We start from the raw sequence: 16536 nt of genomic DNA, 5'->3' as shown, positions 1-16536 counted from the left end.
TCCTACCTAAGTACATATAATAATGGGAAAATAAGAATCCACATTAAATCGATCATATGCCAATACACGGCCAACGCTTCTAAGCCTGAATGCTCTGTTGATGAATAAGCACCACGTCTTAAACGAAATATCACCCACAATATGGCACATGAAGCCCAGCCAACATGAATAAAATGGTTAAAGGTCATATAGTAATAAACGGTAAAAAATTCATTAGTATTGGCACTAAAACCCTGTAGCGTATTCCAGTGAAACTCCCAAGTTTTAATGATCAAATACAACACACCACAACTTAATGCCAACCATAAATATCGCTCACATTTAATTTTATTATTTACCCTTATAAAAGACATGGCTTTGGCCATAAAGTAGCTAGAAGACAATAATACAATGGTATTAGTAACACCCAATGAAGTGTGTAAACTTTGAGGACCTTGGGTAAAGGTATCGGGGTAATAAAATTTAGCAATAAAATACGCAGCAAAAAAAATACCAAACTCTGTTAGCTCTGAAAGTATCCCTACCCAGATCGGAATATTACCGGGAATTCTTCCTGCATGTTCTTCACTCCATGATTTTGGAAAAATACCAAGTGAATTTTTTATCGGGTGACTATTCATTATGTTTCCTGCCGTGCAATTATCTATTCGCGAGCAGCCACTTAACAACTTAGATTAAGTGGCTTTATACTTTATCCTAATTATATCCAATCTATGAGCGAGACAATATGATCGAAATCGTCATATTGCTCAAGTTATTATCTATGAATAGTTAATGCAGCTATTAGCATTTCAGAATAACTTTTCAGTTATTATGCAATGCTAATGAGGAGATGTTATCAGTTACTCTTTAACGCTTTCATCGGTGCAATAGAGCTTGCTCGCCAAGCTGGCAGTAAACAAGCCAGAATTGAAATTAATAATAAGACTGAAAAGGTAGAGGCATAAATAACCACATCAAAAGCATTAATATCAAAAAGCTGCTGACTGAGCCAGTTACCGCTAAAGTAAGCAGCAATTCCACCTAAGAATAGGCCTGCTAAGGTCAATTTAATGCCGTAAAACAATATTAACGTGATGACGTTTAACTTAGTTGCGCCTATTGCCATTCTTATGCCAATTTCTCGGGTACGTAAGTTCACCATGTAACTTATTACACCACTAACACCGCTCACTGTAATTAGTAATGCTAAGAGTGAAAATATGCTTAACAGTTGCGCGAGAAAGTTTTGCAGCGCTAGCGCATTATCGGCTGCTTGTTGCAAGCTTTCAAACTTAGATATGGGCTGACGATTATCTAATTGGCCAATAATATTTTTAATGTCTTGGTTAAAATTAGCTAAATCACTGTCAGTATTATATTTTGCCAATATGGCAATATGTGGTGTAGCCGCTTGTGCCATAGGTGCATAAATTTGAAAGCTTGGCGCGACATCAGCACCTTGCTCATGGATATTTTCAACAATGCCAACAATAGTGAACCAGTTTTCACCTTTGTCTAAGGATATGCTGTGATTAATCGCACTTTCATTAGGCCACCACTGTTTAGCAAGCTTCTCATTAATAATGACGACATTTGCAGCTGCACTATCATCATATTGACTGAAACTACGGCCGAACAGTATTTGACTATCAAGGGTTTTAAAGTAACCGTCCGTGATAGGACGAACAAACGAATTACTCAAAATATCATCGGGGTTATAGTCGCGATCATCAAGTTGTACGGCTTCGTTAATATTGTTGTAACTCGCAGCGACAGTATCATTTGGGTAAGTCATGCTCAGTGCTGAACTACCGAGGTAAGGTAATTTACGGACTTCTTGCAGTATTTGTTCAGCTATTTGCCATCTTTCTTGCGCATTACTATAAACCGTCCAGTTTAAATCAATTTGAGAAATGGCGACTTTTTCTGAAGTAAAACCGACATCAATGCTTTGTAAATTACTTAAGCTTTTAATGGTTAAACCAGCAGAAATTAATAACATAAGAGATAGCGAAAATTGACAGATTAGTAAGCCATTTCTTAAGATGCCATGGTCTGTTGAATAAGAAGATTTTCCGCCTTCTTTTAATGAACTGACTAAATTCACTTTAGTGAAACTTGGCGCTAGGCCACTAATAATACCTGAGATAATCGCAATAATTACGCTAAACGACATTACTTTGCTATCGATAGTAATTTCACTAGCAAGACTACTAAACTGACTGACGATGTCTTTTAGAACATCGAGTGTAAAAAAGGCCAGCAGTAAACCTAGGCCGCCACCGATTAGCGACAGTAACAAACTTTCGGTAAGCAATAATTGCATGATCCTTAACTTACTTGCGCCTAATGAGGCTCTAACGGCAAATTCACGTTTACGTTTGGCATGCTGTGATAACGTTAGGTTAGTAACATTGGCTGAGGCAATAATAAACAACAATAAAGTCGTTGCTAATAAAGTATATAAGTAAGGACGACTGCTGCGCACCAACTCATCGTGTAATGATAACGCACTCGCACTAATATCAGCGCCATCAGCATAGGCCTCAGGATATGACTTGCTCAACCCTTTGGCGATTTCGCTAATTTCTTTATTAACTTGTTCAAAGGTATAGCCCGGTTTTATTTTGGCAAAACTTGTCATCATACGCATGCTGCGATTAGCTAAGGCGTGTTCACCACTGCGCCACGGGCAAGAAGGGATTGCCATAAAGACATCATTTTCATCAACAAATTGTGGGAATTTTGGCAATACACCAATAATTTTGTGACTGCGATTATTAAACTCTACCGCTTGATTAATAACTGACTCACTGCCATTAAACTCTTTCTGCCAAAACTCATAAGTCAATATAACTAAAGGCTCAGCACCAATATCATCTTCTGCTTCAGTGAACGTTCTGCCTAAGATAGGCGTTAAATTTAGCATAGTAAAAAAATCAGTAGAGACGACACCTGTTCTCACTCGAATAGGATCGTTATGCCCATACATGGTAAAGGTCATATTGTGATATTCAGCAATGTTTTCAAAGGAGTTAGCTTGTTGTTGATAATCCATTAACTCACTGGCAGAAAAACCATAGCTTTGCTGTGTGGACAGATCTTTTTGCTCAAGTATGACTAGCTGCTCACTATCTTTAAAAGGGGTTGCTTGGAACAGTAAACCATTAACGACTGAAAAAATTGCCGTGGTGGCACCAATACTTAATGCCAATGTTAAGATGATGGTCAAAGTGATTACCGGCTGAGCGATAAAGCGTGTGATAGCGTAACGCATATCTATCAGTATGTTCTCGATAAAATTATTTGCTATTGTGTCTTGGTTTGACATCATTATGCTCCTAGGATCATTGCGCTAGGGATTGCTTGCTTTGGTGATATTTGTTCATCATTAGTGCTGACATTACTGACCACTTTACCATCGAATAAATTAAGTGTGTTTTTAGCAAAATGCGCATAACGGCTATCATGGGTTACCATGCAAATAGTTACGCCTTGCTGGTTAAGTTCACTCAGTAATTGCATTACCGAGTCGCCATTAGTTGAATCAAGGTTACCTGTAGGCTCATCGGCAAGTAATAGTGTTGGCTTGCCAACCAAAGCACGAGCAACTGCGACTCTTTGCTGTTGACCACCGGATAATTGATTGGGTAAATGCTCTGCTCGCTCAGACATATTCACTCGCTTAAGTACCTCTGCCACCTTAGCTTTTCTTTCGGCCTTTTTTACGCCGCGATAAATCAAGGGCAGTTCAACATTTTGACTTACTGTCATATCACCGATTAAATTAAAGTCTTGAAATATGAAGCCAATTTCTCTATTTCTCACTTTGGCCATTTGCGTTGCAGATAATTTGGAAACACAAACATCACTCAGGTAATAATCACCACTACTGGCATTATCTAATAGACCTATAATTGATAACAAGGTTGACTTACCTCCACCAGATGGACCTTGAATAGCGAGGTAGTCACCTTGGTTTATGGTGAGGTTTATATTATTTAGTGCCTGGGTTTTTCCATTGTTTGATGATTTATCTTCTGATGGGTTTTGTGACAATCCTTTTGAATTACTGCCAGTGTTAACATTTTGATAAACTTTACTTAATTGTGTAATTTTGATGAGTGCTTTTTGATTAGTCATTATTGTCATCCATTTTTTATGATTATAGTTTGTGCTGATTTTTTATTTATAATTTTGGGTTATAGGTCTTAATTAATAATTAGCTGCGAGTATTGCTGTAAATGAGCTATATCGGACATGATCACTTGATCGCCTTGTTGAATACCGTCTAATAATTGAATTGAGTTGGCAGATATTGCGCCGATATTAACTTTCGTTTTTACTGCGAGTGAGTCACTGCTAAGTTTGTATAAATAGGCGCTCTGGGTATCTTTCCAGTGACTAGGTTTATCTAGCAGTAATACTTGTTCTAGGCGCATAACTTCAATGGTGCCATTAACTCTTAGGTCAGGACGAGCCTCTGTAGGAAGTTGTTTAGGCAGTTCCACATCAACCGTTACCGTGCCACCGATAACGGCAGGATCAATGCGAGAGATAACACCTGAAATTTTGCTGCGACGTGTATCTATTTCAACAATTTGACCTATTTTGATATCTTTAGCTTGGCTCTCTTGTACTCTCAGTTCAGCCTTTAAACTGTGTTGATCGGCAACTCGCGCTAATTCCATGCCTTGTGATACTTCTTGGCCTTCTTCTACCGCAATACTTTGTAATATGCCGGCAATTTCTGCGCGTACGTTAAGCAAGTCAACTTGTTCGTGTAATAAGCTGACTTGTAATTGTTGTTGCTCGACTTTTGCCTGCTCAACATTTAATAAGCTAGCCTGTAACCTTGGTAGTTGGGTCAATTCAAATCTTGCTATTTCAAGTTGCAATAGCAGCTTCTTTTCGCGGAGTTGTGCTTCATTGTATTGGTAGATAGGGATGATATTATTTGCTCGCAGGCTCTTTTTAGCGGCGGCATCTGCGGTGGCTTGTTGTAATTCCACCGTGAGCACTTGTACTTCTGCATGCTTCTTTTGCTGTTCGGTAATTTGCTGTTCTTTTAGCGCAGCTAGTTGTGCGTTAACCACCTTAAACTGTATTTGTTCCCGCTTATATTCTTGTAATAATTCTGGAGAGGAAAGTTGAAGGATAATGCTATCAGGATTTACGATAGCGCCAGGCTCTAGCACACGTTTAATTACTTTGGCACTAACTCTAGCTGATAGCCACTGTCTGTTCTTGGCAATAAGGTTGCCAGGGGCTCTAACATCTACAATGAAATCACCCGACTTTACTGTGGCTATAGTAAGGTCGCTGACCGACACTTCAGCTTGCTGGTTATTAACATTATCAAAAGAGTAAAAACCGGCTAGAGCCACTGAGCTAATAACAGCGGTGAGTAAAGCCAAGTAATGCTTAAGTGGTTTTTTAGTCTCGCTTTGTGATTCAAGTATTGTTTGCATGAGTTAGCCTGTCTATTCAAGATAAAGCTAGACTAACTGTTTTTATTTCTGATGCGGACTGCATTCGCTGAGCTTCAATATGTTGTCGTTAAGCTGCGATTTTAAGCGATTAAAATTTGCTTCGGTGATTCGATGAAAACAGCTAAGTGAGTTATTGAATTGAAGTACTGATAAGGAGGACAGTGATAAGAATAGTTAGTAATTATATTACCCCAAGCATCAATACTTAGGGGTTAAATCAGGCGCTATCTTGGTTCAAAGTTATCTTCAGTCTAAGCTATTAAGGCTCTGCATTGAGTCGTTGATAGAGGGCGTCACGATAATTTCTACTTAGTTTTACGCTGGTATTATCGCGCAATATAATTTGATAATCACCGCTGTCTAAGCTAATTAACTCTCTGACATAGTGTAAGTTGACTATGCTAGATCTATGGACACGCTGAAAACCTTGCTCTGTTAAACGCTGCTCCATGTTTTTCATGGTATCGCGAACCAAGTGAGACTTTTGTGGGGTATGCACACTGACATAATCACCTTCGGCTTCAACCCAATAGATATCACTCGCTTCAAGTAAGTAAACGTGGCCGCTTGCCCTGATAACTAAACGCTTGTGTTGTTGATTACCACTTGTACCAATAGCTGAAGTATTTGTCGGTAGTTTTTGTGACGGATTTGTTTGACTGAGTAATTGCGTGAGTTGTTCACTACGCTCAGCAATGGTATTTTTTAATATTTGTGCGCGAGCGTGTTTGAGACTTTCTTTAAAACGGTCATCATCTATCGGTTTTAATAGGTAGTCGATTGCGTGACTGTTAAAAGCATCAATAGCATATTCATCATAAGCAGTTAAAAATATTACCGGCGGCATATGGTCAGCACCGACAGCATTAACTACATCAAAACCGTTTACGGTTGGCATTTTTATATCGAGAAAAACCAGGTCTGGCTGTAACGATAAAATAGCTCTAATGGCATCACTGCCATTTTCACACTCGCCAATGATTTCGATATCCGCTTCTTGTTGCAGGCGTAAAGAGACCCCTTCTCTTGCAAGAGGTTCATCATCAACAATCAATACGCTTATTGTCATTGCATTGCCTCACTAGGATTTATAGGGAGCTTTAAGGATACAGTTACGCCGTTATTGTTATTTGAATTCAAGGTAAATTGATACTCATTACCATATAAACGCTGCAACCTGCCTTTTACATTACTCAAGCCAATGCCTTCTTTAAAGGATGCCCCAGTAAAGTCGCAACCTGCGCCGTCGTCGATAATATCAATAGCTAAATAGTCTTGCTGGCGTTGACAGCGAATAATTAAGGTTACTTGGCCAGCTTTTGCTTCGAGCCCATGTTGCATAGCATTTTCAATAAGCGGTTGCAGTAACATTGCCGGTATAGGGGTAGACATTATTTGCTCGTCATATTCCTGAACTATATGAATACGTTCGCCAAAACGAATTTGTTCAATGGCGAGGTATTGTTCAACATGTTGCAGTTCTTTTTTAAGCGGTAGCCACTGTCGATCTTTTTCATCCAGAGAGTATCGAAAAAAGCTACTTAGCTTATTTATCATGGCATTGGCTTGTTTATTTTCCTCTTTAAGCACCAATACCGAAATAACATTGAGGGTATTAAATAAGAAGTGAGGGTTAATTTGCATCTTTAATGTTTGCAGCTGAGACTCAATAAGCTGACGATTTAACTCACTGGCAATTAATGCCTTTTGCTGGGCTATTTGGGAAAAATTTTTAATATTTATATGAGTGATTAAAATAGTGTAAATAATGGTATTAAAGAGAAATAAATTATCACCAAAAAGAAAGTGTCCTATATGTTGCCAAGGTTGATAGCCTTCCATTCCAGCTGCCATATCAGTGAAAAAATGATAATGAAAACTGATCAATAAACCCGCGGTAAGCGACAATAACAGTAAGAATAACGCATGGGTTAACATGGCTTTAAGCCAGTTTTCTGGTCTTATCGGAAATTTTAATGCTAACCAAAGTACCATAGGGGTTAACGCCAGCCAAGGTAACCAAATTTTGGTGGTGAAGAAGGTTAAATGTGAAACAAAACTCATTGTATAATGGTGACTGGTTAGCCAACTTGAAACTTGTGATAACAAGGTGAAAAATGCCAAACCAAGCCATATCGCGAGTAATAAAACCCCTAGGCTTTTAACATAATGTGTTTGTTCTTTCTTTTTTATCATTCTATTTTTCATGCAGTTAAATCATCGCTTTATTGGCAGATTAAATGGTAATGAATTTATCTATTTGGGTGAGTAGTTGATTAGCTTACCTAACTTATCAAAGAGTGGACAGCGGCAAGCGATTAAATGCAAAAAATGTAAGATAGAAGGAGGGAATATACGATGAAGTATAAACGTCCTGTGTGCAGTCGTTAATATTGAAAGTCACTTGAGTTGCCAAACAGAGGGATATATCGCCTGTTTTTTGTCAAATATTTTAATATTACTCCTTCTTTTTATTCAATGTCTCGACAAATTGTTCGGCAGCGACGGGTTTGGAAAAGAGGTATCCTTGATATTCATCACAGCCTTCAGCGATTAATAGATCTCTTTGCTCTTCATCTTCAACCCCCTCAGCAATAACTTTCATATTTAAATTATGACCAAGTTGAATAATGGTGCGAACAATCATGTGATCTTGATTTTTTTTTACACAGTTATCGATAAAGCTTTTATCAATTTTTAAAACATCAAGGGGTAAACGTCCAATTTGGCTTAGCGATGAGTACGCTGTACCAAAATCATCTAAAGATAAATAAACGCCTAATTCTTTTAGCTTATTAAGCACACTAATGTTTTCTTCAGGGTTGTTCATGATCCAACTTTCAGTTTGCTCAACCTCTAACCAATTAGGCTGACATTGTGTTTCCTCTAACGTATATTGCAACCTTTTGATGAAATTAGCTTGTGCTAGTTGCACAGCAGATTAACATTAATAAAAATGATGAGGTAAATATAGCGACTTATGAATAAATTATTCATTTTAATGCTATTTGTGGTTGGTGAATGTTAGCGAGTGTTATCAAGTTATAGTAGCCGTGCTATGACTCACTCGGTTTTACTTTTATCGTTGAGCTTGTTTATACGTAAGCGAAAGGTGAGTGATAAATCAATTTGGGGCCTTACTACTGAATGGGCCGGTAAAATACGGTAGATTTATCTTTATGTTGAATGAACAGTATGATTTTATGCCTCAACTTACCTTATTTGTCGTTGTAGGTGATATTGTTGAAGGGATAAATAGGATTTTCACCGTTGTTAAAAGGGCAACATCTATAAATGTGGGTTTGACACTAAGCACTATTTTAGGCTCAATATAGATGTTGCTACGCTAAGTATTAATTTAACCATATTTTACCTTTATTGAGGTGTGTTGTTGCTATTCCCGCTCTCTTCTTTATGTTCTACATCCCACTGACTTATTGAGACATGTTTTATTTCGTCAATAAATAAGCTTATGCAATGGAAGGTTTTTACTATTTTGTTAAACATTTTAGTGCTCCAGTTAATCATTAGGTACGAAGTTTTAATCGGTAAGTAAGCTAGCTGTTGATTCATTAGGCTCAACAGAAAGACCAGTAACAAGCCTTAAATTACTTTTAGTTATCGGATTTGAGTTAATTGATATGGCCGTTGTTAAATCATCAATCGCACCGGATAAGTCATCACTGAAGTAACGTGAAATCCCTCTATTGCTATAGCTAAGCGATTTAAGATAAATGGCTTGTTCATTATGGAGTGGCATTGATTTAGTACTTTTAATTGCTGCAGAACAAGCTGATTCTGATTTAAGTACGTTATTCGACTGTATATATGCGACACATAAGCTCATGTTATTTTCGAAAGTTTGTTCAGCCATATTGATTCGTGTCAGTCTTTTTATTCCTGTTGCGGAATCACCAGCCATAATGTTTTTACTACCGATAGTATCTTTAATTACGGCAACTTTTAATGCTAGACCGCTAGCCAAAGCCGAGATAGGTGTAGCTAATGCAATGCTTGCTAAAAGGGTGTTAAAAATTATAGATTTAGTTGTCATGTTAATTCTCCAGTTAAAATGCGTATCACCTGATACACATTTAATTTAAGGAATTTTCATATCTCTGACAAACTATTAAAAAACACTCATTGCATGAATTAATTTCACGTATGAAATAGCCATCTATAAGTATTCAGCGGTGAAGGTTTCTTTAACCCAGTCAGCAAATAAGGTTAACTCTACTTTGCTCTCCATATTTTCATGTTGAATTAAATAATAGCGATCATTGGTATTGAGTTCTTCGTCAAATAACTTAACTAATAACTGTTCACTAAACCATGTTTTACTCATAGGTAAAGGAACCAATGCTATTCCCATGCCTTGTTGCGCTGCGCGAGCGACACCAAACATGCTATCAAATTGTATAATTTGTTTAGGATCGAAATCGTCCACGTCTAAGTTTTCAGCCCATTGGTGCCATGACCAAGGTCGGGACCTATGCAATATTAGCGGTGTGCTTTTTAGTGCTTTAAAGCCAGTGTTTTTTAATTTTTTATAGAGTTTTTTATTACAAGCAGCAGCATAACGAATTGGGAATAGTTCCTGGACGATACTTGCATTTGGTTTTCCATTGGCTAATACAATAGATAGATCGGCAATTTGCGATGGTTCACTGCCAGCTTTTACCGTCTCTAATTGAAGATTGATTGTTGGATTCTTTTCAGACCATTCACTTAAGCGAGGAATAAATAATTCACTGGCAAAAAACTCGGGCAAACTAATGACAATGGTTTGATTTTGTTGATTGTGGGTAAATTCCGATATGGTCGATTCCAATTGGTGAATTATCGGCTGTATAGATTGGTAAAACTGTTTACCTGAACTTGTTAGTTCAATTGAGCGGGTGTTTCTTTTGAATAGCATAAAGCCTAATTGTTCTTCTAATTGCTTTATTTGGTGACTAACCGCTGACGGAGTTAAAAATAATTGTGCTGCTGCGTGTTTAAAACTTAAGCATTTTGAGGCGACGCAAAATGAACGTAAGCCACGTATTGGTGTTTGAATAGGCATAGTTAAAATTATATAGATGACGACAAATATAAGGAGCAATACTCGTGCCTACTTTTAACCTATTGATTCTATAGTAAATGGTGTGTTTAAGAATAAGATATATCTTTTTGTTTGCACCGTTTCAGGAGGATTGCACCGTTTTGGATTTTTTAACTAAATAGTTGTTGCCTAAGTAAAATCAGCATAAAAAAAAGGACATCAAAAGATGTCCTTTAAGTGAATCAAATTAAACAATATACTTAAGTGTTCTAAAAGAATCGGGGAAGATTCAGAAAACAAGATCATAGTAATTTTTTCACTTAAATTCAGCAAACGAAATAACTTAACTCAATGGGTTAAATTATTTCACTTATCATGTAGAACATTATTTAATATAACTATCAGCCTAAGTAAAAATTAGCATAAAAAAAAAGGACATCAAAAGATGTCCTATAAGTGAATCAAATTAAACAATGTACTTAAGTGTTCTAAAAGAATCGGGGAGATTCAGAAAACAAGATCATAGTAATTTTTTACCTTGAACTCAGCAAACGAAATAATTTAACGTAATGGGTTAAATTAATTCACTTACTAATTAATTCACTTACTCATGTGGAGTATTATTTAATAAGCATGCATTCATCATGGTAGGTTTATGAGGTTATTATTTTTTAGTCCAAATGTGATGAAGCAGTTAAGTATTTATGCAATATTCTTTGGACGTCATTTTGTGAAATTGGTTTTGTTATATAGTCATTCATTCCTGATGATTTACCTTTTTCAATATCAGACGCCATTGCATTCGCAGACAAACCACAGATTATCAGCTTGTTTAATTTTGCTGCTCGAATTGTACGTGTCGCTTCATAGCCATCCATAATAGGCATTTGAACATCCATAAAAATCAAATCATAATCAGGGGAATTAAGAACCTTGGTAACGGCCTGCTGACCATCCTCTGCAATATCATAAGTTAAACCAAAACTCATAATGATCTTCCTCGCTACCATTTGGTTGATTGTATTATCTTCAACGATTAATACGTGACCCTTATATTGCGGGGTAGTAACAATGGCCGTTGGTTTTTTTGACTGTGTAGCTTGAGCCTCATTTAAGTGTAATAGCTCATCATTAAAGCGTTTTAACTTACTGGGCAATAATGGATGATGAATTTTAGGTTGGTTTACAAAGTTATTTATGGCCGAACAAGCAGTCAATGCGTGAGCATCACAGCAGAAGCCTACTTTAATATTATCTTGTAATAAGACCTTGATGGTGGCTAATTGATGTTGTGATAACTTGCCGCTGAGGTTTATTACTAACACTTCATTTTTAGCCCACTGCTTTTCTTCAATAAAATTACTGTTCGTATCTACCTGTTCAATACTTGAATAATAAGCAGTGAAATTATTTTTAATGATTGCAACATAATCGCCAATATTCCAAATGAATAATTTATTTATGTTGGCAGCAGGCAAAGGTTGCACTATCGATTGAGCAACTAATTCAAAAGGCATTAAGACACTAAATGTACTGCCCTGATTAAGTGTTGATGTTAACGATATTTCTCCCGCCATTAATTCTGCCAATTGTTTTGAAATACTGAGCCCTAAGCCGGTACCACCGAATTTTCTGTTTGTTGAATCATCAGCTTGAGTGAAATCGTTAAAAATATTTTTTTGTTGGGCGTCGCTTACCCCAATACCGGTATCACTGATATCAACGAGAATTATGAGGTGTTCTTTATGTTCTTCTGTGACTTTTACATCGAAGGTTATAGCGCCAGAGTGAGTAAATTTAACGGCATTATTACCTAAGTTGAGTAAAATTTGACTAAACCTAACCGGATCTCCAATAAATTGTTTTGGCATGTCATAAGGAATTAAACAGCGAACATTTATATTCTTTTCAGCCGCTTTTATCGTGATAGCTTCAATAACATTTTCAAATATTTTTATTGGTTCAAAAGGGACTTTTTCAATGTCTATTTTCCCTGCTTCAATTTTTGAAAAGTCTAATATGTCATTAATAACGCTCATTAAAATATTAGAGGAATAACGAATTTTATCAACATAATCACGCTCTTCTTCATCGAGTTCCTTTAAGCTCAGTAAGTCCGTTAAACCGATAATACCATTCATTGGAGTGCGAATTTCATGGCTCATGTTTGCTAAAAATATACTCTTTGATTGTGTTGCCTTTTCCGCTTTTTCCTGTGATGCAACGAGTTGTTCATTGAACCGTTGCGACTTTATTAATAAGTCATTTGTTTGTTGGTTTTTTAATTGAAAGATACTTGCAGACTTTATTAATTGGCCTATTTCATCATCACGGTCTACTTCAAGTTGTTCGTGAAGTTCTTTATTTGCTGCGAGAGTATCGAATACTTTTGTCACTTTTTGTATAGGAAAGATAAGTCTATTAAGGGCGTATATTGTGATAATGCTAGTAAGTAATATTCCTATAACAAACATAATATTACCGTGAAAAATTGATTCGTCTATAACAGTATTAAGGTTTGAATTACTGGTATTTAGGTGTTGTAATGCAACATCACTAAGATTTTTTGCTAAATATAAAAATTCGTTTGCAGAGCCTGACATAACAACATTTACCAGGTAATTATAATTTCTAGTGACTTGTGTTAATAAAAGAAAATCAGCAGATATCGCCGCTAAACTAGCGTTTAATACGTCGATGTTAAGTGGCTTTATCTTAGTGTTTAGCGTGTTTAGCGTGTTTTGGAAGTTTAGGGTACGTTCCGCATCAGATAGTAAAAAATACTCATAAGCAGCAAGCTGTAATTCTAACGTTAAATCGTCAATTTTATTATTATTTAGAGTTAATTGAATAGGTTGATTGGGCTTTATGTCATTAGACACTTCTGTGGTAATAGTTTTCAAAATACTCAGTCGGTCTACTATTTTTTCATGAAATAATTCATTTTTTTTATTAAGAAGTAAGACAACTGAATCAAAATTTTCACGGTAATCCTTCAAGTGATTACGCATACTGTTTATCGCTATTTCTTGATCGGCGCCAATGTTATTTTTTTTGATAAAGAGGGTAGTGATATCTAATTTGTGGGTGACAGACGTCATAATGTCATTTAATCGCTTCAATACAGAAGAGCCCTTATTTTCCTTATAAATAAGAACATTTCGTTGTAAATCCAAAACATCTTTTTCTAATGTTTTTACTTGGACAACACCTTCAGCTATTTTTTGGCTAGATGCTAACCCGGTAGCTAAGAGTTTTTGACTTTGATAAGAAACGTACTCTTGTCCAATAAAAAGTAAAATAATGATAGTTAATGAAATAATTAATTGTAATTTTAAGCTTCGAAACATTTATGGCACCATTAGCTTTATTCTCATGACAATTTATTGAAACGTAATTTTTAAGCGTTGACGAATTCATACCACTTTTGAATACTATAATCATAGGTAGGCATAACGGTATTCCAGACAGCAACATTGCTAAACCTTTTCTGGTAACTTCCGCCTGAGCGAATATCACCTTTATAGACAGATATTTTATTATCAGTCCCTTTAAAATCTGCTGCAGCTGGCTTGCCGTTATACCAATAATCCCATTCTTGTGAGGATAAATAACGAGAAGCACGTTGCGGGTTGGAAATATAATATCCCTGTCTTGCAATATAGGCACCTGGCCAGCCCGACAGCCACCAATTCATGTAGTCATATGCAGCATCTTTTACTTTTCCTGTTGTCGCTTTGGATAAGCACATAACACCGTGCCAGCCACGATAGCCCTCTTTAGGTGCAGCGTAAGTCACCGGGACATTCATACCATTAAGCGACGATACGGCAGGAGAGAACATACTTTCTATCACCACTCGGCCAGATTTCATATATTGAACCGATTCAGGCACAGACGTCCATAAACCACTGAAGTGACCAGATTGTTTTAAACCAATGAGTATGCCAAACAACTGATCTAATTCTAACTTTGTCATTGCCCCAATATTTTCAAAGGACATGAGGTTGTTCGCTTGCGCTGCAAGCGCTAGATCAAAAAGACCAATGGTTGGAGCATTTATAATGCCGACACGACCACTGTATTTTTCGTCTAATAGCCAGCCCCAACTTTCAGTTTCGTAAGGTATACCTTTTTTAATAACATCAGTGTTGTAACCAAAGGAGTCAACATTGTGAACGTAAGGTAAAAAACTTATATCATTAGTGTGGTTTTCGCCTAATTGATTGTTTTTTTGGATATGCAATAATTTGTAAGGAGCATCGCCATCCCCGATTCTTGCGGAGGGGGTGATTTTACCTGTTTTGGTTAAGTCATTTATTTCATCCCAATGGGTAATTCTTCGTTTATCGATGCCTTGGATAGCGCCAGAACGCCATAGTACGTTAATGCTATTTGACCATTGTTCATATAAGTCAAACGATTGCGGGAACATTGACGCTTTTTGTAAAACGGCAGCGCTACCTTTAGGTTCAAAAATCAAGTGAATACCAAGATCTTCCATGGCTTTTTGTCTTAGTTCTTCTTGCAACGTTACATGGGTGCCTAATATTCGTAAGGTCACTTTATTGCGTGCAAATACATAGGGTGCTTTTGCAATCGCTATCCCAGCGACACCGCTAAGTGCTATTTTCTTAATTGCATTTCTACGAGACTTATCCATTTGATTTATCGTATGTAATTAATTTGATATATCGAGTATAGATAATGGTTTCAAATAATCTAATTATGAGTAGATTTATGTTAATGATTAAACGGTAGATAAATACAGGACTAGTTGATGCAATGATTACATTCTGTATAACTTGACCCTAGCTTTAGCATCTTTTCAGTAATACGGGCAACTAGGGGCAGTTAGGTGATCGAAATAAAGCATTGGAGATAGAATTAAATTAGCACCGCCTTTAATGCTGTAATAAAGCTATCGATATCTGTTTTACTAATATCTAAATGGGTCACCAAACGCATATGTTCACTCGGTGATATGATAATATCTTGTGCTTTTAGCGCTGTAGCTGCGGCATAAATATCGATAGATTTATCGACCTTAACAAATACCATGTTGGTACTTACCTGCTCAACGTTAACATCAAAGCCTGCAATACTATTAAGCTGATGCGCTAGATACTGGGCATTCTCGTGGTCAATTTTAAGTTTATCGACGTTTTGGGTTAAGGCGATTTTCGCTGCAGCGCAAAGAATACCAGCTTGACGCATTCCACCACCGAGCACTTTTCTCCAGCGACGAGCCTTGACTATTAAATCGGTAGGACCTAACAACAATGAGCCAATAGGTGCTCCTAAACCTTTAGATAAGCATACAGACATAGTGTCAAAATGTTGTGCTATTTCAGTGATGTCGACGTCTAATGCCGTCGCGGCGTTATAAACTCGCGCCCCGTCTAAATGTAAACTTAATTGATGTTTGTTAACAAAGGTTCGAAGTTCTGCCAAATAGCTTAACGGTAGTACTTTGCCATTAATGGTATTTTCAATACTGACAAGTGTTGTGCGGGCAAAATGAGAATCATCTGGCTTAATTGCTTGTTCAAGCTTAGTTAAGCTAATAGTGCCATCTTTTTCATTTTCTATGGGTTGTGGCTGAATCGAGCCAAGCACCGCAGCACCACCCCCTTCAAATTTGTAATTATGGGCTTGTTGCCCACATAAATACTCGTCACCACGCTCACAATGCGCCATAAGAGCTAATAAATTTGCTTGGGTACCTGAGCTACAAAATAGTGCCGCTTCAAAGCCATGACGCTTCGCTGACCATTGCTCTAATTCATTTACCGTTGGGTCGTCACCATAAACATCATCACCGACTTCAGCCTGAGCCATTGCATCACGCATTTTTGAACAAGGTCTAGTTACTGTGTCAGAGCGAAAATCAATCATAGAAGAATCCATATAAGGGAGTAAGAACAATAAAGTATAAACGGTTATGCAAGCGTAAAATATAGATAAATAAGGGCCTATATTTTCACTCGATATTTAATGCACTAAAATAGTCTCCTA

At 36.9% G+C, this 16536-nt stretch carries 12 protein-coding genes; all 12 read right to left on the bottom strand.

Going from position 1 to position 16536, the window contains the following annotated elements; translation table 11 throughout:
• Positions 1-2 precede the first annotated feature (2 nt).
• The gene (locus tag CXF71_RS18960; RefSeq protein ID WP_101234499.1) at positions 3-620 is read right to left on the bottom strand and encodes a cytochrome c oxidase subunit 3 family protein; all 618 of its coding nucleotides are present in this window, start codon (positions 618-620) and stop codon (positions 3-5) included.
• A gap of 218 nt (positions 621-838) precedes the next feature.
• Positions 839-3316 (bottom strand): ABC transporter permease, encoded by a 2478-nt coding sequence (locus CXF71_RS18955; RefSeq protein WP_101234498.1) that lies wholly within the window; start codon positions 3314-3316, stop codon positions 839-841.
• Complete coding sequence (locus tag CXF71_RS18950; RefSeq protein WP_101234497.1) at positions 3316-4125, bottom strand: ABC transporter ATP-binding protein; 810 nt, start codon at positions 4123-4125, stop codon at positions 3316-3318. The genes CXF71_RS18955 and CXF71_RS18950 overlap by 1 nt, the downstream gene beginning before the upstream one ends.
• 68 nt (positions 4126-4193) lie before the next feature.
• Positions 4194-5453 (bottom strand): efflux RND transporter periplasmic adaptor subunit, encoded by a 1260-nt coding sequence (locus tag CXF71_RS18945; protein WP_101234496.1) that lies wholly within the window; start codon positions 5451-5453, stop codon positions 4194-4196.
• Between the two features lie 280 nt (positions 5454-5733).
• Positions 5734-6543 carry a LytR/AlgR family response regulator transcription factor gene (locus CXF71_RS18940; protein ID WP_101234495.1) on the bottom strand — a complete coding sequence of 270 codons (810 nt, stop codon included), beginning with the start codon at positions 6541-6543 and terminating at the stop codon, positions 5734-5736.
• Positions 6540-7682, bottom strand: coding sequence for a sensor histidine kinase (locus CXF71_RS18935; protein WP_101234494.1), 1143 nt, complete (start codon positions 7680-7682; stop codon positions 6540-6542). The genes CXF71_RS18940 and CXF71_RS18935 overlap by 4 nt, the downstream gene beginning before the upstream one ends.
• A gap of 250 nt (positions 7683-7932) precedes the next feature.
• The gene (locus CXF71_RS18930) at positions 7933-8409 is read right to left on the bottom strand and encodes an EAL domain-containing protein (RefSeq protein ID WP_101234493.1); all 477 of its coding nucleotides are present in this window, start codon (positions 8407-8409) and stop codon (positions 7933-7935) included.
• A 606-nt stretch (positions 8410-9015) separates the two neighbouring features.
• Entirely contained in the window at positions 9016-9528 is a 513-nt protein-coding gene (locus CXF71_RS18920) for a hypothetical protein (RefSeq protein ID WP_101234491.1), read from the bottom strand.
• 123 nt (positions 9529-9651) lie between these two features.
• On the bottom strand, positions 9652-10533 hold the full coding sequence (locus CXF71_RS18915) for a LysR substrate-binding domain-containing protein (protein WP_232771573.1): 882 nt from the start codon (positions 10531-10533) through the stop codon (positions 9652-9654).
• Positions 10534-11189: 656 nt separating this feature from the next.
• The gene (locus CXF71_RS18910; RefSeq protein ID WP_101234490.1) at positions 11190-13868 is read right to left on the bottom strand and encodes an ATP-binding protein; all 2679 of its coding nucleotides are present in this window, start codon (positions 13866-13868) and stop codon (positions 11190-11192) included.
• Between the two features lie 50 nt (positions 13869-13918).
• Positions 13919-15181, bottom strand: coding sequence for an ABC transporter substrate-binding protein (locus CXF71_RS18905; protein WP_101234489.1), 1263 nt, complete (start codon positions 15179-15181; stop codon positions 13919-13921).
• A gap of 224 nt (positions 15182-15405) precedes the next feature.
• On the bottom strand, positions 15406-16416 hold the full coding sequence (gene ltaE, locus CXF71_RS18900; protein ID WP_101234488.1) for a low-specificity L-threonine aldolase: 1011 nt from the start codon (positions 16414-16416) through the stop codon (positions 15406-15408).
• Positions 16417-16536: the final 120 nt, after the last annotated feature.

The organism is Colwellia sp. 12G3 (assembly GCF_002836775.1).
Taxonomy (GTDB): Bacteria; Pseudomonadota; Gammaproteobacteria; order Enterobacterales; family Alteromonadaceae; genus Colwellia.
This window is presented reverse-complemented; position numbering and strand designations above follow the sequence as displayed.

Bases quoted from the DNA above. Each gene is read 5' to 3' on its own strand.
- CXF71_RS18960 (WP_101234499.1), bottom strand. From the start codon at position 620: ATGAATAGTCACCCGATAAAAAATTCACTTGGTATTTTTCCAAAATCA.
- CXF71_RS18955 (WP_101234498.1), bottom strand. From the start codon at position 3,316: ATGATGTCAAACCAAGACACAATAGCAAATAATTTTATCGAGAACATA.
- CXF71_RS18950 (WP_101234497.1), bottom strand. From the start codon at position 4,125: ATGACTAATCAAAAAGCACTCATCAAAATTACACAATTAAGTAAAGTT.
- CXF71_RS18945 (WP_101234496.1), bottom strand. From the start codon at position 5,453: ATGCAAACAATACTTGAATCACAAAGCGAGACTAAAAAACCACTTAAG.
- CXF71_RS18940 (WP_101234495.1), bottom strand. From the start codon at position 6,543: ATGACAATAAGCGTATTGATTGTTGATGATGAACCTCTTGCAAGAGAA.
- CXF71_RS18935 (WP_101234494.1), bottom strand. From the start codon at position 7,682: ATGAAAAATAGAATGATAAAAAAGAAAGAACAAACACATTATGTTAAA.
- CXF71_RS18920 (WP_101234491.1), bottom strand. From the start codon at position 9,528: ATGACAACTAAATCTATAATTTTTAACACCCTTTTAGCAAGCATTGCA.
- CXF71_RS18910 (WP_101234490.1), bottom strand. From the start codon at position 13,868: ATGTTTCGAAGCTTAAAATTACAATTAATTATTTCATTAACTATCATT.
- CXF71_RS18905 (WP_101234489.1), bottom strand. From the start codon at position 15,181: ATGGATAAGTCTCGTAGAAATGCAATTAAGAAAATAGCACTTAGCGGT.
- ltaE (WP_101234488.1), bottom strand. From the start codon at position 16,416: ATGATTGATTTTCGCTCTGACACAGTAACTAGACCTTGTTCAAAAATG.